The sequence below is a fragment of the Halomonas sp. ABH4_019 genome (genome assembly GCF_056159885.1).
In genome coordinates this window covers 304977-331526 of sequence record NZ_JBSWWC010000003.1, presented here as the reverse complement: position 1 = coordinate 331526, position 26550 = coordinate 304977, and the positions used below count along the sequence as shown (strand labels likewise).

Annotated in this window: 27 protein-coding genes; 14 read left to right on the top strand and 13 right to left on the bottom strand. The window is 70.4% G+C overall.

All coding sequences use genetic code 11. The annotated features are described in order from the left end of the window. Positions 1-149 precede the first annotated feature (149 nt). The 5 genes from ACXAFN_RS13865 to ACXAFN_RS13845 are packed head-to-tail and all read right to left on the bottom strand — an operon-like array spanning position 150 to position 3279. Positions 150-497, bottom strand: a complete 348-nt coding sequence (locus ACXAFN_RS13865; RefSeq protein WP_474989446.1) for an STAS domain-containing protein — start codon at positions 495-497, stop codon at positions 150-152. Further along, positions 494-1150, bottom strand: a complete 657-nt coding sequence (locus ACXAFN_RS13860) for an MlaC/ttg2D family ABC transporter substrate-binding protein (protein WP_474989444.1) — start codon at positions 1148-1150, stop codon at positions 494-496. Before ACXAFN_RS13860 ends, ACXAFN_RS13865 begins: the two co-directional genes overlap by 4 nt. A gap of 14 nt (positions 1151-1164) precedes the next feature. Then, on the bottom strand, positions 1165-1629 hold the full coding sequence (gene mlaD / locus ACXAFN_RS13855) for an outer membrane lipid asymmetry maintenance protein MlaD (RefSeq protein ID WP_474989442.1): 465 nt from the start codon (positions 1627-1629) through the stop codon (positions 1165-1167). 58 nt (positions 1630-1687) lie between these two features. Beyond that, positions 1688-2470, bottom strand: coding sequence for a lipid asymmetry maintenance ABC transporter permease subunit MlaE (mlaE, locus tag ACXAFN_RS13850; RefSeq protein ID WP_474989440.1), 783 nt, complete (start codon positions 2468-2470; stop codon positions 1688-1690). After that, complete coding sequence (locus ACXAFN_RS13845) at positions 2467-3279, bottom strand: ATP-binding cassette domain-containing protein (RefSeq protein WP_474989438.1); 813 nt, start codon at positions 3277-3279, stop codon at positions 2467-2469. Before ACXAFN_RS13845 ends, mlaE begins: the two co-directional genes overlap by 4 nt. A 217-nt stretch (positions 3280-3496) precedes the next feature. Between ACXAFN_RS13845 and ACXAFN_RS13840 the strand changes: the two genes are divergently transcribed. The 10 genes from ACXAFN_RS13840 to ACXAFN_RS13795 all read left to right on the top strand — a co-directional run bounded on the left by ACXAFN_RS13840 (position 3497) and on the right by ACXAFN_RS13795 (position 10569). After that, the gene (locus tag ACXAFN_RS13840) at positions 3497-4483 is read left to right on the top strand and encodes a KpsF/GutQ family sugar-phosphate isomerase (protein WP_474989436.1); all 987 of its coding nucleotides are present in this window, start codon (positions 3497-3499) and stop codon (positions 4481-4483) included. Positions 4484-4497: 14 nt separating this feature from the next. Beyond that, entirely contained in the window at positions 4498-5055 is a 558-nt protein-coding gene (locus ACXAFN_RS13835) for a KdsC family phosphatase (RefSeq protein ID WP_474989434.1), read from the top strand. A 4-nt stretch (positions 5056-5059) separates the two neighbouring features. Continuing rightward, complete coding sequence (gene lptC, locus ACXAFN_RS13830; RefSeq protein WP_474989432.1) at positions 5060-5644, top strand: LPS export ABC transporter periplasmic protein LptC; 585 nt, start codon at positions 5060-5062, stop codon at positions 5642-5644. Beyond that, positions 5641-6171, top strand: coding sequence for a lipopolysaccharide transport periplasmic protein LptA (lptA, locus tag ACXAFN_RS13825; protein WP_474989430.1), 531 nt, complete (start codon positions 5641-5643; stop codon positions 6169-6171). Before lptC ends, lptA begins: the two co-directional genes overlap by 4 nt. Next, a complete protein-coding gene (gene lptB / locus ACXAFN_RS13820) occupies positions 6168-6893 on the top strand; it encodes an LPS export ABC transporter ATP-binding protein (RefSeq protein ID WP_474989428.1) in 726 nt (241 codons plus the stop codon). Before lptA ends, lptB begins: the two co-directional genes overlap by 4 nt. 153 nt (positions 6894-7046) lie before the next feature. After that, the gene (locus ACXAFN_RS13815; protein WP_474989426.1) at positions 7047-8447 is read left to right on the top strand and encodes an RNA polymerase factor sigma-54; all 1401 of its coding nucleotides are present in this window, start codon (positions 7047-7049) and stop codon (positions 8445-8447) included. A 111-nt stretch (positions 8448-8558) separates the two neighbouring features. After that, positions 8559-8870, top strand: a complete 312-nt coding sequence (gene hpf / locus ACXAFN_RS13810) for a ribosome hibernation-promoting factor, HPF/YfiA family (RefSeq protein ID WP_183389724.1) — start codon at positions 8559-8561, stop codon at positions 8868-8870. Between the two features lie 7 nt (positions 8871-8877). Continuing rightward, positions 8878-9363, top strand: a complete 486-nt coding sequence (locus ACXAFN_RS13805; protein WP_474989424.1) for a PTS sugar transporter subunit IIA — start codon at positions 8878-8880, stop codon at positions 9361-9363. A gap of 32 nt (positions 9364-9395) precedes the next feature. Continuing rightward, the gene (rapZ, locus tag ACXAFN_RS13800) at positions 9396-10295 is read left to right on the top strand and encodes an RNase adapter RapZ (protein ID WP_474989422.1); all 900 of its coding nucleotides are present in this window, start codon (positions 9396-9398) and stop codon (positions 10293-10295) included. Between the two features lie 4 nt (positions 10296-10299). Next, on the top strand, positions 10300-10569 hold the full coding sequence (locus tag ACXAFN_RS13795; RefSeq protein ID WP_474989420.1) for an HPr family phosphocarrier protein: 270 nt from the start codon (positions 10300-10302) through the stop codon (positions 10567-10569). 270 nt (positions 10570-10839) lie between these two features. On the opposite strand, the gene pmbA is transcribed toward ACXAFN_RS13795, so the two are convergent. Next, the gene (gene pmbA / locus ACXAFN_RS13790) at positions 10840-12180 is read right to left on the bottom strand and encodes a metalloprotease PmbA (RefSeq protein ID WP_474989418.1); all 1341 of its coding nucleotides are present in this window, start codon (positions 12178-12180) and stop codon (positions 10840-10842) included. Positions 12181-12307: 127 nt separating this feature from the next. Here pmbA and yjgA point away from each other — a divergent pair, with 127 nt between their 5' ends. Next, positions 12308-12811, top strand: a complete 504-nt coding sequence (gene yjgA, locus ACXAFN_RS13785; protein ID WP_474989416.1) for a ribosome biogenesis factor YjgA — start codon at positions 12308-12310, stop codon at positions 12809-12811. 151 nt (positions 12812-12962) lie between these two features. Here the strand turns inward: yjgA and tldD are convergent, their stop codons facing one another. The 7 genes from tldD to ACXAFN_RS13750 all read right to left on the bottom strand — a co-directional run bounded on the left by tldD (position 12963) and on the right by ACXAFN_RS13750 (position 23122). Next, a complete protein-coding gene (tldD, locus tag ACXAFN_RS13780; protein ID WP_474989414.1) occupies positions 12963-14417 on the bottom strand; it encodes a metalloprotease TldD in 1455 nt (484 codons plus the stop codon). After that, positions 14414-18292, bottom strand: a complete 3879-nt coding sequence (locus ACXAFN_RS13775; protein ID WP_474989412.1) for a YhdP family phospholipid transporter — start codon at positions 18290-18292, stop codon at positions 14414-14416. Before ACXAFN_RS13775 ends, tldD begins: the two co-directional genes overlap by 4 nt. Positions 18293-18296: 4 nt before the next feature. Further along, positions 18297-19760 (bottom strand): ribonuclease G, encoded by a 1464-nt coding sequence (rng, locus tag ACXAFN_RS13770; RefSeq protein WP_474989410.1) that lies wholly within the window; start codon positions 19758-19760, stop codon positions 18297-18299. Positions 19761-19828: 68 nt separating this feature from the next. Continuing rightward, on the bottom strand, positions 19829-20422 hold the full coding sequence (locus tag ACXAFN_RS13765; RefSeq protein WP_474989408.1) for a Maf family protein: 594 nt from the start codon (positions 20420-20422) through the stop codon (positions 19829-19831). 14 nt (positions 20423-20436) lie between these two features. Continuing rightward, entirely contained in the window at positions 20437-20925 is a 489-nt protein-coding gene (mreD, locus tag ACXAFN_RS13760; RefSeq protein WP_474989406.1) for a rod shape-determining protein MreD, read from the bottom strand. Continuing rightward, positions 20925-21803, bottom strand: coding sequence for a rod shape-determining protein MreC (gene mreC / locus ACXAFN_RS13755; RefSeq protein ID WP_474989404.1), 879 nt, complete (start codon positions 21801-21803; stop codon positions 20925-20927). The genes mreD and mreC overlap by 1 nt, the downstream gene beginning before the upstream one ends. Before the next feature lie 281 nt (positions 21804-22084). Further along, positions 22085-23122 carry a rod shape-determining protein gene (locus tag ACXAFN_RS13750; RefSeq protein WP_016854442.1) on the bottom strand — a complete coding sequence of 346 codons (1038 nt, stop codon included), beginning with the start codon at positions 23120-23122 and terminating at the stop codon, positions 22085-22087. A gap of 160 nt (positions 23123-23282) precedes the next feature. Between ACXAFN_RS13750 and gatC the strand changes: the two genes are divergently transcribed. The 3 genes from gatC to gatB are packed head-to-tail and all read left to right on the top strand — an operon-like array spanning position 23283 to position 26544. After that, complete coding sequence (gene gatC / locus ACXAFN_RS13745; protein WP_474989402.1) at positions 23283-23570, top strand: Asp-tRNA(Asn)/Glu-tRNA(Gln) amidotransferase subunit GatC; 288 nt, start codon at positions 23283-23285, stop codon at positions 23568-23570. Positions 23571-23617: 47 nt separating this feature from the next. Beyond that, positions 23618-25078, top strand: coding sequence for an Asp-tRNA(Asn)/Glu-tRNA(Gln) amidotransferase subunit GatA (gene gatA, locus ACXAFN_RS13740; RefSeq protein WP_474989400.1), 1461 nt, complete (start codon positions 23618-23620; stop codon positions 25076-25078). Next, entirely contained in the window at positions 25078-26544 is a 1467-nt protein-coding gene (gene gatB / locus ACXAFN_RS13735; protein ID WP_474989398.1) for an Asp-tRNA(Asn)/Glu-tRNA(Gln) amidotransferase subunit GatB, read from the top strand. Before gatA ends, gatB begins: the two co-directional genes overlap by 1 nt. Positions 26545-26550: the final 6 nt, after the last annotated feature.

Genomic DNA, 26550 nt, shown 5'->3' with positions numbered 1-26550 from the left:
CGCCGGCGCGCTGCGCCGGCGGGACGAACAGGCCGACCATGGTAATGAAAAGCGACGCCGTTGGCGACGTGCGCGTTGGCGACGTGCGCGGAGGTCAGGGCAAGGAGAAAAGGTGCGAGGGACGAGGAACCCCGTCTCGCACCTTGACACTACGCCTCGGCAGACTCTACCGGCGCCTCCACCGGCAGCAGGGTATCGAGCCCGGCCACCCGGGTCAGCCGGGCCAGCGGGGGGGAGAGGCGCACCGTCTCGAGCTCGAGGCGGCTGGCCCGGCTCTGGCGCGTCCACTCCAGCAGCACGCTGATCGCCGCGCTGCTGACGCGCCCCACGCCGGCGAGGTCGAAGCTCACGCGGCTGCCCGCCGGGCACTCGGCCAGCCAGCGCCGGCCGGCGGCGGCCATGTCCGCCGCGCCATCGAAATCGACCTCGCCGGAGACCGACAGCACGGCCCCTTCGGCCTGCAGGCGATTGACGCCGTTCTCGAGCAGCACGCTCATCCCTCGCCGCCCTGCTCCAGCTCCTCGACCGCCAGCTCCGGGGCCCAGCCGTCGATGACGGCGTCGTAGTCGCGATTCTGGTTGCGCATGGCCTGGTCGAACTGGTTGCGGAAGGTCAGCCCCAGGTTGATGCCGTTGACGATGACATTGACCACTCGCCACTGACCGTCGTCCAGGCGCAGGGTATAGCTCACCGGGTAGACGGTGCCGTCGTTGGCCACTACCTCCATGGCCACGCTGGCCTGGTCCTCGTAGCGCGAGGCCTCCTGGTTGTCGAGGACCCGCACCTCCCGATAATCGAAGGTCACCAGCCCCTTGGCGTAGGTGTCGATCAGCGTCTGGCGGAAGGTGTCGACGAATCGCGAACGCTGCGAGGGCGAGGCATTGCGGAAGTAACGGCCCATGACGCTGGCGCCGATGTAACGGAAGTCGGCCACCTGCTCGAGGCTGTCGTCGACGATCGCCTCGAGCTCGTCGGGGTGCTCGCTGAAATAGCCTTCGCGCCCCTCGATGCGCCCCATCAGCTGGTTGACGCTGCCGCGGATCAGCTGCTCGGGGGACTCGCTCTGGGCCAGCGCCGGAACGGACGTCAGCGCCATCGTCCACAGGGCCAGGACCGTCAGGACCCCGGCCAGTCGGGTAGATAGTGTCATCGGCCTCATCGTCTTCACTCCTTGACCATGTTGGACACGAATTGCTGGATCAGCTCCTCCAGCACCAGGGCGGACTGGGTATCGCGAATGCGATCGCCGTCGGCCAGCGTGTCGGGCGCGCCGCCCACCGACAGCCCCACGTACTGTTCGCCGAGCAGCCCGGAGGTCAGGATCGACGCGGTGCTGTCCTCGGGCAAGGCGCCCTCCAGCCCCTCGTCGAGGGTCAGGACCACCCGGGCATCGTACCATTCCGGGTCCAGCGCAATGCTCTCGACCCGCCCCACGGTGACCCCGGCCATGGTGACCCGGGCCCGGGGCTTGAGCCCGCCCACGTTGGCGAAGTTGGCCTCCAGGCGGAAGTCGTCGCCGGGCGGCTCGAGGCTCAGGCCGCTGACCCTCAGGGCGAGGAACAGCAGCCCCAGGATGCCGACCAGCATGAACAGGCCGACGCCCAGCTCCATCGTCTTGCTGCGCTTCATTCCATGTCTCCACAAGTCCGCGGCGGCGCGGGGCCGCCGTCATTGCCGTCTGCCCCGTTCAGGAGAGTCCGCCGAACATCAGGGCGGTCAGCACGAAATCCAGGCCCAGCACCGCCAGCGACGCGTACACCACGGTGCGCGTGGTGGCCCGGGCGATGCCCTCCGAGGTCGGTACCAGGGCATAGCCCTGATAGACCGCGATCCAGGTCACCACCAGGGCGAACACCAGGCTCTTGATCAGGCCGTTGAGCACGTCGTCGACGAAGGCGACGCTGGCCTGCATGTTGCCCCAGTAGGAGCCCTCGAAGACGCCCAGCCACTTCACGCCGACCAGTTCGCCGCCCCAGATGCCGATCACGCCGAAGCCGATGGTCAGCAGCGGCAGGGCGACGAAGCCCGCCCACAGTCGTGGCGCGACCACCCGGCGCAGCGGATCGACGCCGATCATCTCCATGCTGGTGAGCTGCTCGGTGGCCTTCATCAGGCCGATCTCGGCGGTCAGCGCCGAGCCGGCCCGGCCGGCGAACAGCAGGGCCGCCACCACCGGCGCCAGCTCGCGCAGCAGCGACAGCGCCACCATCTGGCCCAGCGCATCCTCGGCGCCGAAATCGACCAGGATGGTGTAGCCCTGCAGGCCCAGCACCATGCCGATGAACAGCCCCGAGACCAGCACGATGGCCAGCGACATCACGCCGACGAAATGCATCTGACGCAGCCACAGCCTGAACCCCTCGGCGGAGGGCACGCCGACCGCCGACTGGACGAGCAGGATGGCCGCCTGGCCGAGGCCCTCGGTGACGTCGCATCCCTGGCGCCCCAGGCGCTGGAGCAGAGCGATCATCGCGGCCCTCCCGTGCCCAGCAGGTCGTCGTGGAAGTCCATGGCAGGATAGTGGAAGGGCACCGGACCATCCGGTTCGCCGTGGATGAACTGGCTGACTCTCGGGTCGCGGTCCACGTCGAGGCCCTGCGGGGTGCCCTGGGCCATCACACGGCCGTCGGCGATCACATAGACATAGTCGGCGATGGACAGGGTCTCCTTGATGTCGTGGGACACCACCACGGCGGTCAGCCCCAGCGCCTCGTTGAGGCGACGAATCAGCTGCACCAGCACGCCCATGGAAATGGGGTCCTGGCCGACGAAGGGCTCGTCGTAGAGAATCAGCTCGGGGTCCAGGGCGATGGCCCGGGCCAGGGCCACGCGCCGGGCCATGCCCCCGGAGAGCTCCGAGGGCATCAAGGTTCGGGCGCCGCGCAGGCCCACCGCCTGGAGCTTCATCAACACCAGGTCGCGGATCATCGACTCGGGCAGGTCGGTATGCACGCGCAGCGGAAACGCCACGTTCTCGAAGACGTCGAGGTCCGAAAACAGCGCCCCGCTCTGGAACAGCATGCCCATGCGCCGACGCAGCCGGAACAGCGCCTTGCGCGACAGCGCATGCACTTCCTGCCCGGCGATCCACACCCGCCCCGCATCGGGGGTGAGCTGACCGCCGATCAGCTTGAGCAGCGTCGTCTTGCCGGTACCGCTGGGGCCCATGATGGCGGTGATCTTGCCCCGCGGCACCACCATGTCGAGGCCGCGGAAGATCTCCGTCTCACCGCGGGCGAAGCGCAGGCCCGACACTTCGACGAGGGGGGAGTCACTCATCCGTTGGCATCCTTCGAGATTATCGAACATCGTATCCTAACCGGGTCCCGCGGCGCCAGCGCCGCGCCGCCACGGCTTGCGTCGGGGGCACGCAAGGGGTTCAATGGGCGCCTTTCTCGCCGGACGCGCCTCGCGACACCCGCCGGCGGCACCCGGGAGCCACGCCCAGGCCTCCCGCCCCTTGAGCCCAACCCCGCGACAGGCAACAATCATCGCCATGACTGACGAATCCTCCTCCTCCCGCGACCTGCTGGCCAGCGCCGAGCGCACCCTGCGGCTGGAGCAACAAGCCATCGGCGCGCTGATCGAACGCCTGGACGGCGACTTCGAGCGCGCCTGCGCGCTGATCCTGGCCTGTCGCGGCCGGGTGGTGGTCACCGGCATGGGCAAGTCCGGCCATGTCGGCGGCAAGATCGCCGCCACCCTGGCCAGCACCGGCACCCCGGCCTTCTTCGTGCACCCCGGGGAGGCCAGCCACGGCGACCTGGGCATGATCACCCCGGGCGACGTGGTCCTGGCGCTGTCCAACTCCGGCGAGACCGCCGAGGTGACCGCCTTGCTGCCGCTGCTCAAACGCCTGGGCACGCCGCTGATCAGCATGACCGGCCGCCCCGGCTCGACCCTGGCCCGCCATGCCGACGCCCACCTGGATGCCGGCGTGGAGCGCGAGGCCTGCCCGCTGGACCTCGCCCCCACTTCGTCCACCACCGCCTCCCTGGCGCTGGGCGACGCCCTGGCCGTGGCGCTGCTCGAGACCCGTGGCTTCACCGCCGAGGACTTCGCCCTCTCGCATCCCGGCGGCAGCCTCGGCAAGCGCCTGCTGCTCAAGGTCTCGGACCTGATGCACCAGGGCGACCGCCTGCCCCGGGTGGCGCTGGGCAGCCCGCTGCGCGACGCCCTGCTAGAGATCACCCGCCAGGGCCTGGGCTTCACCTGCGTGATCGACCCGGCGGGCCGGCTGGCCGGCGTCTATACCGACGGCGACCTGCGTCGCACCCTGGACCAGCACGGTGACCTCTCGGCGCTGACGGTGGATCAGGTGATGACCGTGCCCGGCAAGCGCATCTCGCCCGACACCCTCGCCGCCGAGGCGGTGCGCCTCATGGAGGACAGCCGCATCACCGCCCTGGCCGTGGTGGGCGACGACGGCCGCCCGGTGGGCGCCCTGCACATGCACGACCTGCTGGCCAGCGGCGTGATCTGACCCAAGGAGACCCCATGACCCTCGACGCCCCCCTGATGGACCCGCAGCTGGTCGACCGCCTGCGCCGCGTGCGCCTGCTGGCCATGGACGTGGACGGCGTGCTCACCGACGGCCGCCTCTATTTCCAGTCCGACGGCGGTGAGGTCAAGGCCTTTCACACCCTCGACGGCCACGGCATCAAGCTGGTGCAGCGCGCCGGCATCCAAGTTGCGCTGATCACCGGTCGCGACTCACCGATGGTCAGCCGGCGGGCCGCCGCGCTCGGCATCCAGCACCTCCATCAGGGCGTCGAACACAAGCTGCCGGTGCTGCGCCAGCTGTGCCAACGCCTCGACCTCGGCCTCGAGCAGGCCGCCTACTGCGGCGACGACATGCCCGACGTGGCGCCCATCCGCCAGGCCGGGGTCGGCATCAGCGTGCCCGGCGCGCCCAGCTACATCCGCCAGCACGCCGACTGGGTCACCGAACGCGAGGGCGGCTTCGGCGCGGTGCGCGAGATCTGCGACACCCTGCTCCAGGCCCAGGGCCACTGGGACGCCGTGCTCGACACCTACCTCCACGGCAAGGCCTGACGGGATGCGACTGCCCCGCCCCGGTTTCCGCACCTGGCTGTTCCTGCTGCTGCTCGTGCTGGGCGGCGGCCTGGCGCTGCTCGACCAGCGCTCCGAGGCACCGCCCGGCCCGGTGCCCCAGGACGAGGCCGGCGAGCCCGACTATTACCTGGAGGACGTCAAGCTGACGCGCTTCGACGCCCAGGGCCGCCCCCACCAGCGGCTGACCACCCCGCGACTGGTCCACACCCCGGTCGACGACGTCACCCGCCTGACCGCTCCCGACGCCCGACTGCGCGACGACGAGGGCCGCCTGTGGCTGGCCGTCGCCGAGCAGGGGCGACTGGGGGCCGGCGGCAACCCGCTGGTCCTCGAGGGCCAGGCGCGCCTCACCGCGCCCGCAGAGCGCTGGCGGCTCGAGACCGAGCGCCTCCACTACGATGCCGACGCCGGCCACGCCTGGAGCGACACGCCGGCGCGGCTGAGCCAGCCGCCGCAATCGATGCGCGGCGAGCGCTTCGACGCCTGGCTCGATGACAACCGCGCCCGACTGACCGACAATGTGCGCGGCCACCACCCGCCGAATTCCCAGGAGACCCCCGAGCCATGACGCGACCTCCCCTCGCCTCGTTGCTGGCCCTGACGCTGTTGGCCACGGCACTGGCCACCCCCGCGGCACTGGCCCTGGAGGGCGACGCCAGCGCGCCCATCCAGGTGGAGGCCGACCGCCTGGACCTCGACGACCGGGCCGGCACCGCCGTCTACCAGGGCGACGTGCACATCCAGCAGGGCAGCATGCAGCTGAGCGGCGCGCGCGTGGAGATCCAGCGCAACGATGCCGGCCAGCTGACCCGCGCCACCGCCACCGGCCAGCGTGCCTACATGGAACAGCAGCCCGCCCCCGATGAGCCGCTGGTCCGCGCCTGGGGGCGCACCGTGGTCTACCACGTGGCCGAGCGGCGCATCGAGCTGATCGACCAGGCCGAACTCCACCAGGGCGGCGACACCTTCGACGGCGGCTACCTGGAATACTTCCTCGACCGCCGGGTCGTCCAGGCCCGCTCCGACGCCCAGGGCGTCGACGAGCGCCAGCGGGTGCGCATGACCCTGGAGCCGGAACGGCAGGACGCCCCATGAAGACCCTGAGCGCCCAGCATCTGGCCAAGAGCTACAAGCGCCGCCGCGTGGTCCACGACATCAGCCTGGAGATCCGCCAGGGCCGTATCGTCGGCCTGCTGGGGCCCAACGGCGCCGGCAAGACCACCTCCTTCTACATGATCGTCGGCCTGGTGCGGGCCGATGCCGGCCGGGTCGCCATCGACGACCGCGACCTTTCGGGCAGCGCCATGCACGAGCGCGCCCGGGCCGGCATCGGCTACCTGCCCCAGGAGGCCTCGATCTTCCGCAAGCTGTCGGTGGCCGACAACATCATGGCCATCCTCGAGACCCGCGGCGATCTCGACCGGGCCGGACGACGGGATCGCCTGGAGCGCCTGCTCGAGGACTTCCACGTCACCCATATCCGCGACAACCTGGGCATGAGCCTGTCCGGCGGCGAACGCCGACGGGTCGAGATCGCCCGGGCGCTGGCCACCGAGCCCGACTTCATCCTGCTCGACGAGCCCTTCGCCGGGGTCGACCCCATCTCGGTGGGCGAGATCAAGGGCATCATCCGCCAGCTCAAGTCCCGCGAGATCGGCGTACTGATCACCGATCACAACGTCCGCGAGACCCTCGACATCTGCGATGGCGCCTACATCGTCGGCGACGGCCAGATCATCGCCGAGGGCGACGCCGAGCAGATCCTGGCCAACCAGCGCGTGCGCGACGTCTACCTGGGCCAGGACTTCCGCCTCTAAGGGCTGCGGCTTCGCAAGTCACTGATATAGCGTCGCCAACCGACGACGGGCACGCCGATTGCCATTGGCACGCTAATTGCTTAATCAGCACTTGCATGGCGCCATCCGGGCCACTAGGGTAGGAGCCTCTTCGCCGGAGGAGCGGAACCATCCATGGCCATGAAGGCATCCCTGCAACTGCGCGTCGGCACCCAGCTGACCATGACGCCCCAGCTGCAGCAGGCGATCGGCCTGCTGCAGCTCTCGACCCTCGACCTCCGCCAGGAAATCCAGCAGGCGCTGGAAGCCAACCCCATGCTGGAACTCGAGGACGATTTCGGCGAGCAGGCGGTCGGCGAGACCCCGGAAGACGACTGGTCCGACGAGATTCCCGCGGAACTCTCCGTGGACAGCGACTGGTCGGACACCTTCCAGGACGCCGGCGGCAGCGGCGAGGCCCCCGACTTCGAGCGCCAGGCCGCCGGCCAGAGCCTGCAAGGCCACCTCGGCTGGCAGCTGGCCATGAGCGGCCTCGAGGAGCGCGAAACGCGCATCGCCGAGAGCCTGGTCGATGCCGTGACGCCGGACGGCTACCTGGACCAACCGCTGGACGAGCTACGCGACGGCCTGCGCGCCCAGGGCCTTGAGGGCCTGACCACCCGGGAGATCGAGGCCGTCCTGCTGCGCCTGCAACAGTTCGAGCCCACCGGCGTCTTCGCCCGCGACCTGCGCGAATGCCTGCTGCTGCAGCTGGCCACCCTGCCCGACGACACCCCGCTGCTGCCCCAGGCCAGGCGCTTGGTGCGCCAGTTCCTGGAGGCGCTGGCCGCCAGCGACCGCCGCCTGCTGAAGCGTCGCCTGGGGCTGGACGACGAAGCCCTCGAGCGGGTCATCGCCCTGATCCGCGGCCTCGACCCGCGCCCCGGCAGCACCTACGCCGGCGACGACAACGACTACGTGATCCCCGACCTGATCGCCCGCCACACCCCCCAGGGCTGGCGGATCGAGCTCAATCCCGAGGCCATGCCGCGGCTGCGCATCCAGCCCGACTACGCGGCGCTGATCCGCCGCGCCGACAAGAGCGACGACAACCAGTTCCTCAAGGACCACCTCCAGGAGGCCCGCTGGCTGATCAAGAGCCTGACCAGCCGCAACGACACCCTGCTGCGGGTCGGCCGCGAGGTGATGACCCGCCAGATCGACTTCCTCGAGCAGGGCGAGGAAGCCATGAAGCCGCTGATCCTGGCCGACATCGCCCAGGCGGTGGAGATGCACGAATCGACCATCTCGCGGGTCACCACCCAGAAGTTCATCCACACCCCGCGCGGCGTCTTCGAGCTCAAGTACTTCTTCTCGAGCCAGGTCGGGGGCGGCGAGGACGCCCACTCGAGCACCGCGATCCGCGCCCGCATCCGCAAGCTGATCGAGGGCGAGCCCCCGCGCAAGCCGCTCTCCGACAGCAAGCTGGTGGAGCTGCTCGGCGAGGAAGGCATCGAGGTGGCCCGGCGCACCGTGGCCAAGTACCGCGAGGCGATGCAGATCCCCTCCTCCAGCCGCCGCAAGCGTCTCGGTTAGGGCCGTCGCCAGCCGCGCCGCATGGCGTGGAAAACCGCCTGGCGCGGGGGGTTTGCAAGGCACCAAAAAGGGTTACAATCGGATCACCACCCAAGGAGCAAGGAGCGTGTCATGCAAGTCAACCTCACCGGCCACCACGTGGAATTGACCGATCCCCTGCGTGACTACGTGCAGGAGAAGCTCACGCGACTCGAGCGCCACTACGACAACATCACCACCGTGCAGGTCACGCTCTCCGTGGAGAAGGAACGCCAGCAGGCCGCCTGCACCCTGCATGCCGCCGGTGCCGATCTACACGCCGAGGCGATGGACGGCGACATGTACGCCGCCATCGACGCCCTTGCCGACAAGCTGGACCGCCAGCTGGTCAAGCACAAGGAAAAGACCCAGGCCCGCGCCCAGGGCGCCGCAAGCGTCCGCTGAGCCGCCAATGTCACTCGAAGCCATCCTGCCCCCCGAGCGCGCCCTGTTCGGCGTGCCCGGGGGGAGCAAGAAGCGGGTGCTGGAATTCTTCAGCACCTTCATTGCCCAGAACACCCCGAGCCTCGACAGCCAGGAGGTCTTCAGCCGGCTGATCGGGCGTGAGCGCCTGGGCAGCACCGGCATCGGGCACGGGGTCGCCATCCCCCACTCCCGCAACCCGCATTGCAAGGCGCCCATCGCCGGCTTCCTCAAGCTCGCCGAACCGGTCGACTTCGATGCCATCGACGGCGAGCCCGTCGATCTGGTGTTCGTGCTGCTGGTCCCCGAGGAGGCCGACGACGCTCATCTCGCCCTGCTCGGCCAGGTGGCCAGCGTGATGAACGACGCCGAGACCCGCAGCGCCCTGCGCCGCGCCGATAGCCAGCGCGAGCTCCACGACTGCCTCCTCGAGGCCATCCGACGACAGGCCCCGGCCGCCAAGGGACGCGACTGAGCCCCGCGTCCGCCCCGACCAGGAGACCCGTCATGCAACTCGTCATCATCAGCGGACGCTCCGGCTCCGGCAAGTCGATCGCCCTGCAGGCCCTGGAGGATCTCGGCTTCTACGCCATCGACAACCTGCCGGCCATGCTGCTCGGCCCGCTGGTGGACGAGCTGAGCGGCGGCCAGTCGCTGCGCAGCGCCATCGCGGTGAGCATCGACGCCCGCAACCTGCCCCACGCCCTTGAGCGCTTCCCCGCGCTGCTCGAAGACGTCCGGGCCCGCAACATCCACTGCCAGGTGGTCTACCTGACCACCGACGCCCGGATCCTGCTGGAGCGCTATTCCGCGACCCGGCGTCGCCACCCGCTGACCCGGGACAGCGAGATGACGCTGGCCGAGGCAATCGACCGCGAGGAGGAGGCGCTGGCCGAGATCCGCGATCTCGCCGACCTCTTGATCGACACCTCGCGGCTCTCGGTCCACGACCTGCGCGGGCGCATCACCGACCAGGTCGCCGGCCATCGCCGCGAGGGCCTGACGCTGACCGTGGAATCGTTCGGCTTCAAGCGCGGCGTGCCCCTGGACGCCGACATCGTGTTCGATGCCCGCTGCCTGCCCAACCCCTACTGGGATCCCCGGCTGCGCGACGCCACCGGGCGCGACGCCAGCGTGATCGCCTTCCTCGAAGGCTATCCCGTCGTCGACGAGATGGCCGACGACATCCTGGCCTGGGTCGAGCGCTGGCTGCCGCATTACCGGGCCAGCCAGCGCAGCTACCTGACCGTGGCGATCGGCTGCACCGGCGGTCAGCACCGCTCCACCTACCTCGCCGAACGCCTGTCCCGCCGCCTGGCCGAGCGCCATGCCGGGGTGCGCCTGCGTCACCGCGAACTCGGCCTGCAACTCACCCTCCCCGCCCCGAACGCCGACGAGGACCGCTAGCCACGTGCCCAGCCGCAAGCTTACCCTGACCAACAAGCGCGGCCTGCACGCCCGCGCCGCCACCCGCCTGGTAAAGTGCTGCCAACCCTTCGCGTCGCGGGTCACCGTCTATCACGGCGAACAGCGGGCCGACGCCGCCAACATCATGTCGCTGCTGATGCTCGCCGCGCCCTGCGGCACCGAGCTGACCCTGGAGGCCGACGGCGACGACGGCGAGGCGGTACTCGATGCGCTGGAGGCGCTGTTCGAGGCCAGGTTCGACGAGGAAGCCTGACAGCTGGAAGCTGGAGGCTGGAAGCTGGAAGCTGGAAGCTGGAAGCTGGAAGCTGGAAGCTGGAAGCTGGAAGCTGGAAGCTGGAAGCTGGAAGCTGGAAGCTGGAAGCTGGAAGCTGGAAGCTGGAAGCTGGAAGCTGGAAGCTGGAAGCTGGAAGGCAGCGTATAACGAACCGCCCCTATGGCAAGTGCCTAGGGGCGGTTTTTCTTCAAGCTTCCAGCTTACGCCCGCGGAGCGGGCGGTTCCGGCTTATAGCGGGCGAAGCCCGGCTCAGCTGCCGGCGACCATCATCTCGTCGATCAGCCAGCTGCCGGTATGGATGCTGCCGCGGGTATCGATGTCGTCGCCGACGCCGACCAGGCCCTGGAACATGGCCGCCAGGTTGCCGGCGACGGTGAACTCCTCGACCGGATGCTGGATGCGGCCGTTCTCCACCCAGAAGCCCGCCGCCCCGCGCGAATAGTCGCCGGTGACGCCGTTGACGCCCTGGCCCATCAGTTCGGTGACCAGCACCCCGCGATCCATGCGCGCGAGCAGCGCCTCTTGGGATTCGAGCGGCGCATCGAGGCGCAGGTTGCGGGCGCCGCCGGCGTTGCCGGTGGTTTCCATGCCCAGACGCCGCGCGCTGTAGGCGGACAGCATGTAACTGGCCAGCCGCCCCTGGTCGATGAAGACGTTGTCGCGGGTCGCCACGCCGTCACCGTCGAAGGCGCTGCTGGCCATGCCGCGCACCAGCCGCGGCTTCTCCTGCAGCGAGAACCATTCGGGGAACAGGGTGTCGCCGAGGCGATCGCAGAGGAAGGAGGCCTGCCGATAGAGGGCGCCGCCGGCGATGGCGCCGAGGAAACTGCCGACCAGCCCCGAGGCCAGGCCGGGATCGAACAGCACCGGCATCCGCCCGGTGGCCGGGCGCTGGGCACCGAGGCGGCGCAGGGTACGCCGGGCGGCGCTCTCGCCCACCGCCTCGGGGGCCAGCAGCTCGCGGGGATCCCGGGCGCTGGTGTAGTCGTAGTCGCGCTGCATGCCGTGCTCGTCCTCGGCGATCAGCATGCAGGAGAGCGAGTGGCGGCTGCCGCGCTGGCTGCCCAGGAAACCGTGGCTGTTGGCATAGACGCGCACGCCCTCGCCGCTGGACAGTCCGGCACCGTCGGAGCTCTTGATGCCCGCCTGGCCGCGGCCGGCCGCTTCGCAGGCCAGGGCCAGGTCGATCGCCTGCTCGGTGGACAGCGCCCAGGGGTGGTGGACGTCGAGGTCCGGAAGCTCGCGGGCCATCAGTTCCGCCGGGGCGAGCCCCGAGGCCGGGTCCTCGCCGGTATAGCGCGCGATGGCCATGGCCTTCTCGACCACGTCCTTGATCGACGCCTCCGAGGCATCGGTGGACGAGGCACTGCCCTTGCGGCTACCCACGTAGACGGTCACCGCGATGCCCTGATCGCGGGACAGCTCGACGGTCTCGACCTCGCCCTCGCGAACGTTGACGCCCACGCCCTGGTCGACGCTGGCGCCCACCTCGCAGGCATCGGCGCCGAGCCGGCGGGCCAAGCCCAGGGCCGCCTCGGCGCGGGTTTCCAGCAGTGACTGCTGGGCGACGGCATCGAAAGCCTGTGTCATCGTCTTGACTCCTCACTCACCGACCCAGGGGCCGATACACAATATGGTCGTTTGGCCAGCCCGGCGCGGCGGGCTGGTATACTGGGCCGATACCCCACGCCCCGACTGTCACGAACCAGGACGCCGCATGACCCAGGATGATTTCTCTCCGGCCGACGAACGGCCCAGCAAGTCGCAGCTCAAGCGCGAGATGCATGCCCTCCAGGCGCTCGGCGAGCGGCTGATCGCCATGCGCGAGGCCGAACGCGCCCGCTTCCCGCTCTCCGACGACCTGCTGGCGGCGATCGAGGAGACCGGCCGCATCCGCGCCCGGGAGGCTCGCCGCCGCCACATGCAGTACGTCGGCAAGCTGATGCGCCGCGAGGACCTCGAGGGCATCCAGGCGGTGTTCGACGAGATGGACCGCGAGCAACTGCGCCGGGACCACGCCTTCCACCGCCTGGAGCAGTGGCGCGACCGCCTCATCGAGGAAGACGACGCCCTCGAGGCCTTCATCGCCGAGTACCCCGACGTCGACCGCCAGGCCCTGCGTCAGCTGATCCGCAACGCCCGCCGCGAGCGCGCCCAGGACAAGTCGCCGACCAACGCCCGCCGGCTCTTCAAGCTGATCCGCGACACCGCCGGGCTCTGACGCTCGCCCCGCAGCATCTCCCGACCCGCGAAGCCAGCGAGCGACGACGAGGCCAGGCGGCGGCGAACGAGACAGCGGAGTTTAGGTTCGCCTAAATGAGCATGGCGAGTTCGCCGCCAACACCGCCTCGTCGAGCGCAGCGGCTTCCTTGCTACGACTGGGTGCCGCCGACGGTCAGCTCGTCCAACTTCAGCGTCGGCTGACCGACGCCCACCGGCACGCCCTGCCCCTCCTTGCCGCACACGCCGATGCCGGTATCCAGCGCCAGGTCGTGGCCGATCATCGATACATGGCCCATGGCCTCGGGGCCGTTGCCGATCAGGGTCGCGCCCTTGACCGGCGCGGTGATCCGCCCGTCCTCGATCAGGTAGGCCTCGCTTGCCGAGAACACGAACTTGCCCGAGGTGATGTCCACCTGGCCGCCGCCGAAGCTCACCGCGTAGAGCCCGCGGGAGACGCTCTTGATGATGTCGGCGGGATCGTCCTGGCCGGCGCGCATGTAGGTGTTGGTCATGCGCGGCATCGGCAGGTGGGCGAAGGATTCGCGACGCGCGTTGCCGGTGGGCGCCATGCCCATCAGCCGGGCGTTGAGCTTGTCCTGCATGTAGCCGGTGAGCACGCCATCCTCGATCAGGGTGGTGCACTGGGTGGCCGTGCCCTCGTCGTCGACGGACAGCGACCCGCGGCGGTCGGCCAGGGTGCCGTCGTCGACCACGGTCACGCCCGGCGCGGCCACGCGCTCGCCCATGCGGCCGGCGAAGGCCGAGCTGCCCTTGCGGTTGAAGTCGCCCTCCAGGCCGTGGCCCACCGCCTCGTGGAGCAGGATGCCCGGCCAGCCGGCGCCCAGCACCACCGGCATCTGGCCGGCCGGGGCGTCCACGGCATCGAGGTTGACCAGCGCCTGGCGCACCGCCTCCTTGGCGAAGCGCTCGGCGACCTGCTCGTCGCGCAGCCGGGACATCGGATAGCGGCCGCCGCCGCCGGCGCTGCCGCGCTCGCGACGGCCGTCGCGCACCGCGATGACGCTGACGTTGAAGCGCACCAGCGGGCGCACGTCGGCGGCCAGGGTACCGTCGCTGGCACGCACCAGCACCACCTCGTAGACGCCGGTCAGTGAGGCGCTGACCTGGCTCACCGAGGGATCGGCGGCTCGGGCCACGCGGTCGGCCTCCTTGAGCATGGCGACCTTCTCGTCGGCGGAGAGCCCGGCCAGCGGGTCGATGCCCGCATAGCGGGCGGCCGGCGCGGCCACCACCCGCGGCGCGACGTCCCGGCGCTGGCCGCTGCGCACGATGCCGGCGGCGGTACGGCCGGTCTCGGCCAGGGCGTCCATGGTGATCTGGTTGGAGTAGGCGAAGCCGGTCTTCTCGCCGGCCAGGGAGCGCACGCCGACGCCGCCGTCGATGTTGTAGCTGGCTTCCTTGACCTCACCGTCCTCCAGCACCCAACCCTCGTGCCAGCTGCGCTGGAAGTACAGGTCGGCATAGTCGATGCCGGCGCCCATGGCGTGGCCGAGGCCGGCGTCCAGGGCATCGAGATCGAGCCCGCCGGGCGTCAGCAGCGCCTCGGCGGCCTGGTCGAGCAGGGGTTGCGTGTGTGATGTCATTCGGCACTTTCCAGAGCGATGCGCGGCGAGGTCCAGGGCCCCTCCACGCGATAGTGAATTCGGGTCACGCGGTCGAGGGCGTCGCCGAACAGCTTGTCGGCGATGAACAGCGCCCCTCCGACCACCGGCGCCCCGGCGATCACCGCCGCCAGGGGCAGGTTGTTGCTCACCGGCAGTGTGACGCCCAGGCGCTGGTCGAGTTCCCGCCGCGCCAGGTCGACGCTGCCGTCGAGGGTGAAGCGGGTGGCCGGGCCATCGATCTCGACCGGTCCACGGGTCTCCAGCACCCCACCATACAGGGTCGCATCGCCGCTGACACGATCGAAGGCGGTGCCCTGCCCGGTAACGTCGGAGAAGTCCAGGGTCAGGCGGCGCAGCAGGTTGTCCACGTTGAGCAGTCCGACCACCCGCGCCGAGGGCGACTCCAGGTTGACGAAGCGCCCGTCCCGCAGCTCGACCGCCAGGTTGCCCCGCGAGCGCGCCAGGGCGAACTGCCAGGGCGCGCCGGGCCAGGCCAGCTGGCCGTCGACCCGGGTCTCGGCGTTGCGAATGGCCACCGGCTGGCCGAGCGCCTCCAGGGCGCTGCCCAGGTCGCGGCCGTCGACGTCCAGTCGCGCCCGGGTCAGGCTGGCCTCGGGTCCGGTGGCCTCCCACACCAGGTTGCCACTGGCCTCGATCTCGCCAAGGGTCAGCGCCAGCGGATCGATCACCAGGCGATCCGGCTCGGCTCGCCACTCGGCGTTCAGCGGGCCGAAGGGTCGCCCCTGATAGCGCAGTTCGTCGATGCTCAGCCGTCCCGCCGGCAACTCGCCGAGCGAGGCCGGCATGGCGGCCGGCGCCGGCGGCACCTCGAGCTCGTCGAGCAGCCGTCCGCCGCCCTCGGTGGCGTCGACATCGGTGGCGTCGACATCGGCCGGCAGCAGGCCATCGAGGCGCAGGCTGGACAGCGACAGGTCGAGGGGACGCGCCAGGTCCGGCCGATACTCGAGGCGGCCGGCCAGCAGGCTGCCGTCCAGCGCCAGCTCCCAGCCGCCGGACAGCGGCTGGCCCTCGACGATCATCGAGCCGAGGCAGCGCTGCTCGACGCTCAGGCAATCGGTATCCAGCATCAGATGGGTGATGGGGCTGCGGCCCGAGCCGCCGGCGGAACCGCCGAGCGCCCCGCCGGACAGCGGCCTCAGGGCGCTGCCCCAGGCCCGGGCATCGAAACGCGGCAGATAGGCCTGCAGCGTCCAGCCGGACTCGCCGGGCCAGGTCGCGGGCGCCTCTCGCCCGAGCCAGGCCTGGCCCTGACCGCCGCGCCCGGGGCGCCAGCGCCAGCCTAGGCTCGCGCCCAGGCGGCCCGACCAGGGCCCGGACTCGGCCAGGGCGAAGGTCAGGCGCAGGTCCCGCGGCGTGTCGGCCGCCTTGCCCAGCGGCGCCGGCAGGTCGATGGACAGACCACGCAGCTCGCTCGACAGGTTCAGGGTCGGCGTGTCGGCATCGAGATCGACGCTGCCGCGCCAGGCCAGCGGGCCGGCGAGCACCTCGCCGATGCCGGCCGGCGCTCCCAGCTCGGTGAGTGCCTCGGGCCGGGCGGTGCCCGACAGCACGACACGCCCCTCGCCGGTAGCCAGTTCGGCGCCGACCGGTCCGCCCAGCAGCCGCCCGCTCAGGCGGCCATCGAGAGACCCCGACTCAGCGCGCTGATGCCAGGCCAGCGGTCCCGTGATGTTCTGGAAGACCAGCCCGCTGGCCGAATGGGTCAGGCGCGGCAGGTCGGCGTCGCCGGCGATGTCGAGACGCAGCGAGTCGGCATCGTCGAGCGCCATCTCGAGGTCGAGATCGGCCTCGACGCTTCCCTCGCCTTGCCAGTCGGCAACCGCCCCGATGCCGTCCACGGGCATCGCGGCGAGGTAACGCGTCAGCGCCGGCGCGTCGGCGACGAGCGGCCCGCTGACCGACAGTCGATCGTCTTCGAGGCGCACCTCGGCATCGCGGGTGCGGATGCCCAGGCTCTGGGCGATGTCCACCTCGGCCTCGAGCGTCTCGTCGCGCAGCCGCAGGCGACCGGCCACGTCGTCCAGCGCCGGCCAGTCGTCGGCGAAGGGCAGCCGCCCCTCCTCCACCGTCAGGTCGAGGTTCAGCGACGGCTCGACGGCCGGCAGCCCGGTCTCGGACCGGCGCAGCGGTGCGTGGAGACGCAGCGAGCCCTCCGGCACCCGGCCGGCCAGGCCGCCGGCCAGCCACTCGGCGAGCTCGGGCGTTTCCTCGCGCAGCAGCACCATGGGCAGCCAGTCGGTCAACGGTCGCGAGCGGGCGTCCACGTCGCGGAAATCCAGCGTCAGGCCGAAGCCACCGCGTTGCGGGCCGCCCACCGAGAGGCCGAAACCGCCCGTCACCTCGGCGCCACGCCAGCCGACCTCGAGCCCTCGGCCGCTGACGAAGCTGCGCGGGCCGTCGTAGGTCCAGCTCACCTCGCCGCCGGCATGCGCCAGCGACATCGGCGCCTCGAAGACCTCCGGGAAGGCCAGCTCGGTGCCTTCGCCCCCGACGAAGCGCACCCGGCCCCGCTCGCCGTCGGCGGTCAGCCACAGGTCCAGCGGCCCGCCGCCCGGCGCCTGCTGCCAGGGGTCGACGACCACTTCGCTGGCGCTGACCCGCGCCCGCCAGTCGCCTTCCCGATAGCCGACACCCAAGGCGTTCACCCGCCCCCGCGGGGCGAGCGCCGAGACGCTGCGGGCCAGCGCCTCGGGCAACGGTAGACGCTCCCGCCAGGCCGCCAGGGCGGCGAGATCGAAGGCACCGGTGGTGAGCCACCAGTCCCGGCCATCGCCGTTCAGGTACCAGTCCCGCGGCAGCGGGCGACCGCTGCCCGGGGCCTCGGGGCCGGACAGCTGGCGGGCATCGGTCTGCCACCAGGCCTGCCAGTCGTCGCCCTGGGCCGCGCGGCGCCACTGGCCGCGCAGGCTGACGTCCTCGAGCACGATGCCCGGCGCCGCGCCGGCGTCCTGGGGCTGGCGCAGGGCCAGCCGCGGGGCCGCGACGTCGAGCCGGGCGTCGGCCAGGCGACCGCGGGTCCAGCGGCCCCACAGCCGCGCCTCGCCCGCCAGTTCCGAGACCCGCGGCAAGGCCTCGATGCCGAACAGCGACGATAGCCCCGTCAGGCTGTCGAGGCTCATGTCCGCCTGCAGGGCGGCGCCGAAGTCGTCGAGGCCGCCCTCCCCGGGCACCAGCTCCATGACCACCGTGGCGGCCTCGCCGGGGCGACCGCGCAGGCGCACCTGGCCCTCCAGGTGGGTGCGGCGGTCATCGCCCACCATCAGCAGCCGCGATGCCTCCAGCACCGCCTCGCGTTCGCGGCCATGCAGCACCAGCTCGATGTCCTCGGCCCAGGCACGCTGGCGCAGCAGCACGCCGACCCAGAAGTCCAGGCGCGCGAGATCGAACTCGCTCTCGGGAATCAGCTCGGGGGGCACGTCGGCGGGCTCCGGCCAGCGCCAGCGCCCGTCCTCGGCCTGGTAGAGGTGCAGGGTGAGGCCGGAGAGCCGCGCATCGGCCACCACCGGCATGCCGTCACGCAGGCTGGCGGCGGCATCGAGCCTCAGCCGGGCGGCGTCCAGCTCGAGCAGCGGCCGCTCGCCGCCGTCGGGCCCCGCCCGCAGCGACAGGCCACGCAGCGCGAGGGCCGGGTCGAGGCCGGCCAGCTCGCCGTCGATACCCTGCAGAGTCACCGCGGCATCGAAGCGCGCCGACAGCAGCCCCTCGAGGCGCGGCGTGAGCTGGTCGACCTGGCCGAGCAGCAGGCGCAGCACCAGCGTCAGCAGCGCCACCAGGGTGAGCGCCGCCGCCAGTAGCGTCAGGGACCAGCGAATGACCAGGCGAGTCCTCGACATGGGCTCACATCAGCACGATGTCGTACTGCTCCTGGGAGTAGTGGGACTCGACCTGGAAGCGGATGGTCTTGGCGATGAACTCCTCCAGGTCGGCCACCGCCGCGGACTCCTCGTCCAGCAGCCGGTCGACCACCGACTGGGCGGCCAGCACCGTGTAGGTCTCGGCGTTGTAGGCCCGCTCCTCGCGCAGGATCTCGCGGAAGATCTCGTAGCACACCGACTCGGGGGTCTTGAGGGTGCCGCGGCCCTGGCAGGAGGGACAGGCCTCGCACAGCGTCTGCTCCAGGCTCTCCCGGGTGCGCTTGCGGGTCACCTGCACCAGGCCGAGCTCGGTGACCCCGGTGCACTTGGTCTTGGCGTGATCGCGCTCCAGCGACTTCTCGAGCATCCGCAGCACCTGGCGCTGGTGCTCGGTGTCCTCCATGTCGATGAAGTCGATGATGATGATGCCGCCAAGATTGCGCAGGCGAAGCTGGCGGGCGATGGCGGTGGCGGCCTCGAGGTTGGTCTTGAAGATGGTCTCCTCGAGGTTGCGGTGCCCCACATAGCCGCCGGTGTTGACGTCGATGGTGGTCATCGCCTCGGTGGGGTCGATGACCAGGTAGCCGCCGGACTTGAGCTGGACCTTGCGGCCCAGGGCCTTCTGGATCTCGTCCTCGACGCTGAACAAATCGAAGATCGGCCGCTCGCCGGCGTAGTGCTCGATGCGCTCCACCGCCGCGGGCATGAACTCCTCGGCGAACTCCACCAGCTTGACGTGGTTTTCCCGGGAGTCGATGCGCACCTTCTCGATGTCGTCGCGCATCACGTCGCGCAGGGTACGCATGAACAGCGGCAGGTCGTCGTAGATGACGCTGGGCGCCGAGGCGGTGACCTTGCGCTCGCTGACCTTGCGCCACAGCCGCAGCAGGAAGTGCATGTCGCCGGCCAGCTCCTCCTGGGTGACGCCCTCGGCGGCGGTGCGCACGATGAAGCCGCCGGTCACTTCCAGCGTCTGCTGCTCCTGGGCCTCCTCGACCAGCTCGCGCAGCCGCTCGCGCTCGCGCTCGTCCTCGATGCGCTGGGACACGCCGTTGTGAGGCGAGTCGGGCATGTAGACCAGGTAGCGCGACGGCACCGAGAGATGGGTGGTCAGGCGCGCGCCCTTGGAGCCGATCGGGTCCTTGGTGACCTGCACCACCAGCGACTGCCCCTCGTGGAGCAGCGCCGCGATGGAGACCTGCTCGTCCGCCGGGGTGCCCGGCGGCATCACCTCGTGGGCATGGATGAAGGCGGCCCGTTCGAGGCCGATGTCGACGAAGGCGGCCTGCATGCCCGGCAGCACCCGGACCACCTTGCCCTTGTAGATGTTGCCGACGATACCGCGACGCCGGGCCCGCTCGATGAAGGCCTCCTGCAGCACGCCGTTCTCCACCACGGCGACACGGGTCTCCATCGGGGTCAGGTTGATGAGTACTTCACCGCTCATGCGGAAATCCTTGTCCAGAGGAAACTCGGGGCATTATGACATAGCCCTGACCTGGTGCGACTCGTTGCTCAGTGTCCGCCCCACAGCGGCACCCCCTGTCGGGCCAGCAGGTCGGCGGTCTCGAACAGCGGCAGGCCGACCACCGCCGAATGGCTGCCCTCGAGGCGTGACACGAAGATCGCCGCGAAGCCCTGGATGGCATAGCCGCCGGCCTTGTCGACGGGTTCGCCGGTGGCCCAGTAGGCGGCGATCTCGGTCTCCGTGATCTCGCGCATCACCACCCGGGTGGCCACGCCGAGGCTCGACATGCCGGACGGCCCGTCGAGCGCCACCGCGGTCAGCACCCGATGGGCACGCCCGGACAGCGAGCGCAGCATGGCGGCGGCGTGCTCGCGGTCGCGAGGCTTGCCGAGGATGGCGTCGTCGCACACCACGGCGGTGTCCGAGCCGAGCGTCGGCAAGGCGCTGCCCACCGCGCCGGCCCGGGCCTTCGCCTCGGCCAGGCGCCGCACATAGGCTTCGGGCGCCTCACCGGGGCCGGGCGTCTCGTCGATATCCACCGGGTGCACCTCGACCGGCACCCCGATGGACGCCAGCAGGTCGCGGCGGCGCGGCGAGGCGGAGGCCAGACGGATCAGCGGCGCGCTCGACTCATTCGGCATGGATGTCTCCGGGCTCAGTTGTCGGCGGGACGGCGACGGAAGGCGCGAAACAGCGTGGTCAGCCAGGGCCACAGCAGCGCTCCGATCACCGAGGGCAGCAGGAAAGAAAGATGGATCGAGAACGGCCCCAGCAGGGTCCTGAGCCACTGCTCGACCAGCTGCACCGTGCCCAGCAGCACCAGGATCAGCACCGCCTGCTGGAACAGCGAATAGGCCCGGAAGCGGGGGTAGACCAGTGCGCACAGGAAGGCCAGCAACGACAGCAGCAGAGCATTCTGTCCGAGCGGTGCGCCCTGGAGGAGATCCAGCAGGATGCCCAGCACGAAGCCGTGGAAAACCCCGACGCGCTGGGGCGCCTTCATGCACCAGTAGATCAGCATCAGGCCCAGCCAGTCAGGCCGCCAGATCTGCCAGCCGTCGGCCAGCGGCATCACCTGCAGGCACAGCGCCAGCAGCAGGGTCAGCCAGATCCAGGGCAGGCTCGCCACGGGACGCGTCGCCATCACTCTTCCTCCTCGAGGGGACCGATCATCTGCAGCGCGGCCTCCACGGCGGTCCGGTCGAGGCTGGCCGTCCATCCCCCCCGACCCGGGGCCTCGGGCGGCTCGGGCGGAAACAGCAGCAGGAAATGGCGGGCGCGCTGCAGCTGGGCCACGGGACGAGCGTCGACCCGCGCGAAGGGCTCGCCCGGGTCGTGGACCACGGCGGTGACCCGCGCCACCGGGTAGCCCGGCGGGAAGCGCCCGGCGAGCCCCGAGGTCATCAGCAGGTCGCCCTCGCGGATATCGGCGGTATCCGGCACGTGCAGCACGCTCAGGGTCTCGTACTGGCCGGTGCCCTGGATGACGAAGCGCAGGCCGTTGCGGTTGACCTGGACCGGCAGCGCATGGCTGGCGTCGGCCACCAGCAGCACCCGGCTGGCATAGGCCGACACCGAGGTCACCTGCCCCACCAGCCCGGCGGCGTCCATCACCGGCTGGCCGACGAACACGCCGTCGCGGCGGCCGCGATCGATGACCATGCGGTGGCTGAAGGGGTCCGGGTCCAGCGACAGCAGCTCGGCGGTGATGAAGGGGATGTCGCGCTCGCGGGTGGCATCGAGCAGCTCGCGCAGCCGCACGTTCTCGGCGGTCAGGCTGGCCATGCGCTGGACGCGATGCGAGAGGGTCAGGATCTGCTCGCGCAGCTGGCGATTCTCGTCGAGCAGCTCGCGCTGGTCGGAAAACGCCAGCGACGCCCAGTTGAGGGCGTCGCTGGGCAGGCTGACCAGCCGCTGGATGGGCGCCACCAGGGTCGACAGCTGGGCCCGCACGGGCTCCATGCGCGAGAAACGCAGGTCGGCGAACATCAGGGCAACGGCGAGAAACGCACACAGCAGCATGCGATAGCCCGGCACCGATCCATGCGAGAACAGCGGCTTGATAGCGTTCTCCCTCTCTCCTTGCGGCCCCGGCCTATGGCCGGATCGCCTGACAGCATCTCGCCTGGCGGGGCGTCGCCCGCCATCACAGGGTTCCGTGGTCTCCGGGGGAGCGCCGATTCATGTCGCGTGCGACGAGAGGCGGGAACGCCCAGGGTCGCCAGGCGCACCCCCGACGAACCTGCGCGCGTCCCCGCGCCCCAGGGGGCATCGAGCGCAGCAACGAATCAGGGGGGCTTCCCCTAGTCGCTGGAGAGCAGCTCGAAGGTGTGCTGGTCGATCATCTCCAGCGCCTTGCCGCCGCCGCGGGCCACGCAGGTCAGCGGATCTTCGGCGACCACCACCGGCAGCCCGGTCTCCTCGGCGATCAGTTTGTCGAGATCGCGCAGCAGCGCGCCGCCGCCGGTCAACACCAGGCCGCGCTCGGCGATATCGGAGGCCAGCTCGGGGGGCGACTGCTCCAGGGCGCTCTTCACCGCGGCGACGATGGACCCCAGGGTCTCCTGGAGGGCGTCGAGGATCTCGTGGGAGTTCAGGGTGAAGCTGCGCGGGATGCCCTCGGCCAGGTTGCGGCCGCGCACGTCGATCTCGCGCAGCTCGCCGCCGGGGTAGGCGCAACCGATCTCTTCCTTGATGCGCTCGGCGGTGGACTCGCCGATCAGGCTGCCGTAGTGGCGACGCACGTAGGCGATGATCGCCTCATCGAAGCGGTCGCCGCCGACGCGGATGGACTCGGAGTAGACCACGCCATTGAGCGAGATGATGGCGATCTCGCTGGTGCCGCCGCCGATGTCGACGACCATGGAGCCCTGGGCCTCCTCGACCGGCAGGCCGGCGCCGATGGCCGCCGCCATGGGCTCTTCGATCAGGAACACCTCGCGCGCCCCGGCGCCCTCGGCGGACTCCTTGATGGCCCGTCGCTCCACCTGGGTCGACATGCAGGGCACGCAGACCAGCACCCTGGGGCTGGGCGTCAGGAAGGTGCTCTGATGCACCTTGCGGATGAAGTACTGCAGCATCTGCTCGGTCACGGTGAAGTCGGCGATGACGCCGTCCTTCATCGGCCGGATGGCGGTGATGTTGCCGGGGGTGCGGCCCAGCATGCGCTTGGCGTCGGCACCCACCGCGGCCACGCTGCGCATGTTGCCGGACTGGCGGATGGCCACCACCGACGGCTCATCGAGCACGATGCCGCGCCCGCGGACATAGATCAGCGTATTGGCCGTCCCCAGGTCGATCGACAGATCGCTGGAAAACAGCCCCCTCAAACGTTTGAACATGAAGTCGTTACTCTAGTGCAGACCGGGAACCCTGTGCGGGGGCAAACCGTATCACTGCACCCCCCGGGCGGCAAGCGCCAGGCCGCCGGCCCCTGCCCGCCGGGTCGCGAATGTGGTACCTTCTGCGGTCTTTTCTCCACCCTTTCGAGGACACCCGATCATGGCGCTTGAACACGCAGACGTTCTCAGGGCCGCCCACCTCGCCCGACTCGGCCTGGATGAAGGCGAGGCCGACCGCTATCTCGACGACCTGGGCCGCATCCTGGAGATGGTCGATCAACTGCAGTCCCTCGACACCGAGGGCGTCGCGCCCCTGGCCCACCCGCTGGACGCCACCCAGCGCCTGCGCGCCGACGAGGTCACCGAGGCCGACCAGCGCGAGACCTTCCAGCGCTGCGCGCCGGCGGTGGAGAACGGCCTCTACCTGGTGCCGCGGGTCGTCGAATGACCGCGTCCTCCTTCGTCAATGGCATGTCATCACGGAGCCCTGGGCCCATGCACGACCAGACACTGACCGAACTCGCTGCCGCCCTGGCCGCCGGCGAGTTCTCCAGTCGCGAGCTCACCCAGCACCTGCTCGCGCGCATCGAACGCCACGACGGCGCCCTCAACAGCTTCATCACCGTCACGGGCGATGCCGCCCTGGAAGCGGCGGATCGCGCCGACGCCGCCCGTGCCCGCGGCGAGGCCGGCCCGCTGAGCGGCCTGCCGCTGGCGCTGAAGGACATCTTCTGCACCCAGGGCGTCAAGACCAGCTGCGGTTCGCGGATGCTCGACAACTTCGCCGCCCCCTTTGATGCCACCGTGGTCGAGAGGCTCAAGGCCGCCGGCACCCTGAGCCTCGGCAAGACCAACATGGACGAGTTCGCCATGGGCTCGTCCAACGAGAACAGCCACTACGGGCCGGTGAAGAACCCCTGGGACCTCGCCGCCGTGCCCGGCGGCAGCTCCGGCGGCAGCGCCGCCGCGGTGGCCGCGGGCCTGGTGCCGGCCGCGCTGGGCACCGACACCGGCGGCTCGATCCGCCAGCCGGCGTCCTTCTGCGGCATCACCGGCCTGAAGCCCACCTACGGCCGCGTCTCCCGCTACGGCATGGTGGCCTACGCCTCAAGCCTCGACCAGGCCGGCCCCATGGCACGCACCGCCGAGGACTGCGCGCTGCTGCTCGGCGCCATCGCCGGCCACGACCTGCGCGACTCCACCAGCGTGGCGCGCGGCGTGCCGGACTACGCCGAGGGTCTCGCGGCCCCGCTGTCCGGCCTCAAGATCGGCCTGCCCAGGGAGTACTTCGGCGACGGCCTGTCCGCCGAGGTCGAAGGCGCGGTGCGCGAGGCGATCAAGGTCTACGAATCCCTGGGTGCCACGGTGCGCGAGGTCAGCCTGCCGCACACCCACTACGCGATTCCGGCCTATTACGTCATCGCCCCGGCCGAGGCCTCCTCCAACCTGTCACGCTATGACGGCGTGCGCTTCGGCCACCGCTGCGAGAACCCGAGCGACCTCATCGACCTCTACAAGCGCTCGCGGGGCGAGGGCTTCGGCGAGGAGGTCAAGCGGCGCATCCTGATCGGGACCCATACCCTCTCCGAGGGCTTCTTCGATGCCTACTACAAGCAGGCACAGAAGGTCCGCCGGCTGATCCGCCAGGACTTCCTCGACGCCTTCGAGGAGGTCGACGTGCTGATGGGCCCGGCCTCGCCGACCCCGGCCTTCGACCTGGGCGCCAACAAGGACCCGGTGTCGATGTACCTGCAGGACATCTACACCATCGCCGTCAACCTGGCGGGCATCCCCGGTATCAGCGTGCCGGCCGGCTTCGCCGGCGGCCGCCCGGTGGGCCTGCAGATCCTGGGCACCCACTTCGCCGAGGCCCAGCTGCTCAACGTCGCCCACCAGTTCCAGCAGGCCACCGACTGGCACCTGCGCCGTCCTGACCTTGCCGAGGAGACCGCCTGATGCAATGGGAAACCGTGATCGGGCTGGAGGTCCACGTCCAGCTCGCCACCCGCTCCAAGATCTTCTCCGGCGCCTCCACGGCCTTCGGCGCCGAGCCCAACACCCAGGCCTGCGCCGTGGACCTGGGCCTGCCGGGCGTGCTGCCGGTGCTCAACGAGCAGGCGGTGGCCATGGCCGTGGAATTCGGACTCGGCATCCACGCCGAGATCCCCGAGGTCTCGGTGTTCGACCGCAAGAACTACTTCTACCCGGACCTGCCCAAGGGCTACCAGACCAGCCAGATGTACGATCCCATCGTCGGCCCGGGCGAAGTCGAGATCCTGCTCGACGACGGCGAACGCAAGACCATCCGCGTGCACCACGCCCACCTCGAGGAGGACGCCGGCAAGTCGCTCCATGAAGACTTCCACGGCATGACCGGCATCGACCTCAACCGCGCCGGCACGCCGCTGCTGGAGATCGTCTCCGAGCCCGACATGCGCAGCGCCAAGGAGGCCGCGGCCTACCTCAAGGCGATCCACTCCATCGTGACCTACCTGGGGATTTCCGACGGCAACATGGCCGAGGGCTCGATGCGCTGCGACGTCAACGTCTCGGTGCGCCCCAAGGGCCAGGAGGCCTTCGGCACCCGCGCCGAGATCAAGAACGTCAACTCCTTCCGCTTCGTCGAGCGCGCCATCGAGTTCGAGGTGGAGCGCCAGATCGAGCTGATCGAGGACGGCGGCGAGGTGGCCCAGGAGACCCGCCTCTTCGACCCCGAGGCCGACGAGACTCGCAGCATGCGCACCAAGGAGGAGGCCAACGACTACCGTTACTTCCCCTGCCCCGACCTGCTGCCGGTGGTGCTCGACCAGGCCTACGTCGACCACCTGCGCGACAACCTGCCGGAACTGCCCGCCGCCAAGCGCGAGCGCTTCCAGGACGCCCTCGGCCTGTCGGCCTACGACGCCGGCGTGCTCTCGGCGAGCCGCCCCATGGCGGAGTACTTCGAGCGCGTCCACCAGGTCTGCGGTGACGCCAAGCTGGCCGCCAACTGGGTCCAGGGCGAGCTGTCCGGCGCCCTGAATCGCGAGGGCCTGGCCATCGCCGACAGCCCGGTCTCGGCCGACCAGCTCGGCGGCCTGATCATCCGAGTGATAGACGACACCATCAACGGCAAGGCCGCCAAGCAGGTGTTCCAGGCGCTGTGGCACGGCGAGGGCGGGGGCGAAAGCAATAGCGCCGATGCCATCATCGACGCCAAGGGCCTGAAGCAGGTTACCGACACCGGCGCCATCGAGGCCATGATCGATCAGGTCATCGCCGACAGCCCGGCCCAGGTGGCCCAGTATCGCGACGCCGAGCCCGACAAGCGCGGCAAGATGATCGGCTACTTCGTCGGCCAGGTGATGAAGGCCTCCCGCGGCACCGCCAACCCCCAGCAGGTCAATGCATTGCTCAAGGAAAAGCTCGACGCCCTGTGCTGAGCACAT

What these genes read in the sequence shown, in the direction of transcription:
- ACXAFN_RS13865 (WP_474989446.1), bottom strand. Translation starts at nt 497, where the DNA reads ATGAGCGTGCTGCTCGAGAACGGCGTCAATCGCCTGCAGGCCGAAGGG.
- ACXAFN_RS13860 (WP_474989444.1), bottom strand. Translation starts at nt 1,150, where the DNA reads ATGACACTATCTACCCGACTGGCCGGGGTCCTGACGGTCCTGGCCCTG.
- mlaD (WP_474989442.1), bottom strand. Translation starts at nt 1,629, where the DNA reads ATGAAGCGCAGCAAGACGATGGAGCTGGGCGTCGGCCTGTTCATGCTG.
- mlaE (WP_474989440.1), bottom strand. Translation starts at nt 2,470, where the DNA reads ATGATCGCTCTGCTCCAGCGCCTGGGGCGCCAGGGATGCGACGTCACC.
- ACXAFN_RS13845 (WP_474989438.1), bottom strand. Translation starts at nt 3,279, where the DNA reads ATGAGTGACTCCCCCCTCGTCGAAGTGTCGGGCCTGCGCTTCGCCCGC.
- ACXAFN_RS13840 (WP_474989436.1), top strand. Translation starts at nt 3,497, where the DNA reads ATGACTGACGAATCCTCCTCCTCCCGCGACCTGCTGGCCAGCGCCGAG.
- ACXAFN_RS13835 (WP_474989434.1), top strand. Translation starts at nt 4,498, where the DNA reads ATGACCCTCGACGCCCCCCTGATGGACCCGCAGCTGGTCGACCGCCTG.
- lptC (WP_474989432.1), top strand. Translation starts at nt 5,060, where the DNA reads ATGCGACTGCCCCGCCCCGGTTTCCGCACCTGGCTGTTCCTGCTGCTG.
- lptA (WP_474989430.1), top strand. Translation starts at nt 5,641, where the DNA reads ATGACGCGACCTCCCCTCGCCTCGTTGCTGGCCCTGACGCTGTTGGCC.
- lptB (WP_474989428.1), top strand. Translation starts at nt 6,168, where the DNA reads ATGAAGACCCTGAGCGCCCAGCATCTGGCCAAGAGCTACAAGCGCCGC.
- ACXAFN_RS13815 (WP_474989426.1), top strand. Translation starts at nt 7,047, where the DNA reads ATGGCCATGAAGGCATCCCTGCAACTGCGCGTCGGCACCCAGCTGACC.
- hpf (WP_183389724.1), top strand. Translation starts at nt 8,559, where the DNA reads ATGCAAGTCAACCTCACCGGCCACCACGTGGAATTGACCGATCCCCTG.
- ACXAFN_RS13805 (WP_474989424.1), top strand. Translation starts at nt 8,878, where the DNA reads ATGTCACTCGAAGCCATCCTGCCCCCCGAGCGCGCCCTGTTCGGCGTG.
- rapZ (WP_474989422.1), top strand. Translation starts at nt 9,396, where the DNA reads ATGCAACTCGTCATCATCAGCGGACGCTCCGGCTCCGGCAAGTCGATC.
- pmbA (WP_474989418.1), bottom strand. Translation starts at nt 12,180, where the DNA reads ATGACACAGGCTTTCGATGCCGTCGCCCAGCAGTCACTGCTGGAAACC.
- yjgA (WP_474989416.1), top strand. Translation starts at nt 12,308, where the DNA reads ATGACCCAGGATGATTTCTCTCCGGCCGACGAACGGCCCAGCAAGTCG.
- tldD (WP_474989414.1), bottom strand. Translation starts at nt 14,417, where the DNA reads ATGACATCACACACGCAACCCCTGCTCGACCAGGCCGCCGAGGCGCTG.
- ACXAFN_RS13775 (WP_474989412.1), bottom strand. Translation starts at nt 18,292, where the DNA reads ATGTCGAGGACTCGCCTGGTCATTCGCTGGTCCCTGACGCTACTGGCG.
- rng (WP_474989410.1), bottom strand. Translation starts at nt 19,760, where the DNA reads ATGAGCGGTGAAGTACTCATCAACCTGACCCCGATGGAGACCCGTGTC.
- ACXAFN_RS13765 (WP_474989408.1), bottom strand. Translation starts at nt 20,422, where the DNA reads ATGCCGAATGAGTCGAGCGCGCCGCTGATCCGTCTGGCCTCCGCCTCG.
- mreD (WP_474989406.1), bottom strand. Translation starts at nt 20,925, where the DNA reads ATGGCGACGCGTCCCGTGGCGAGCCTGCCCTGGATCTGGCTGACCCTG.
- mreC (WP_474989404.1), bottom strand. Translation starts at nt 21,803, where the DNA reads ATGCTGCTGTGTGCGTTTCTCGCCGTTGCCCTGATGTTCGCCGACCTG.
- ACXAFN_RS13750 (WP_016854442.1), bottom strand. Translation starts at nt 23,122, where the DNA reads ATGTTCAAACGTTTGAGGGGGCTGTTTTCCAGCGATCTGTCGATCGAC.
- gatC (WP_474989402.1), top strand. Translation starts at nt 23,283, where the DNA reads ATGGCGCTTGAACACGCAGACGTTCTCAGGGCCGCCCACCTCGCCCGA.
- gatA (WP_474989400.1), top strand. Translation starts at nt 23,618, where the DNA reads ATGCACGACCAGACACTGACCGAACTCGCTGCCGCCCTGGCCGCCGGC.
- gatB (WP_474989398.1), top strand. Translation starts at nt 25,078, where the DNA reads ATGCAATGGGAAACCGTGATCGGGCTGGAGGTCCACGTCCAGCTCGCC.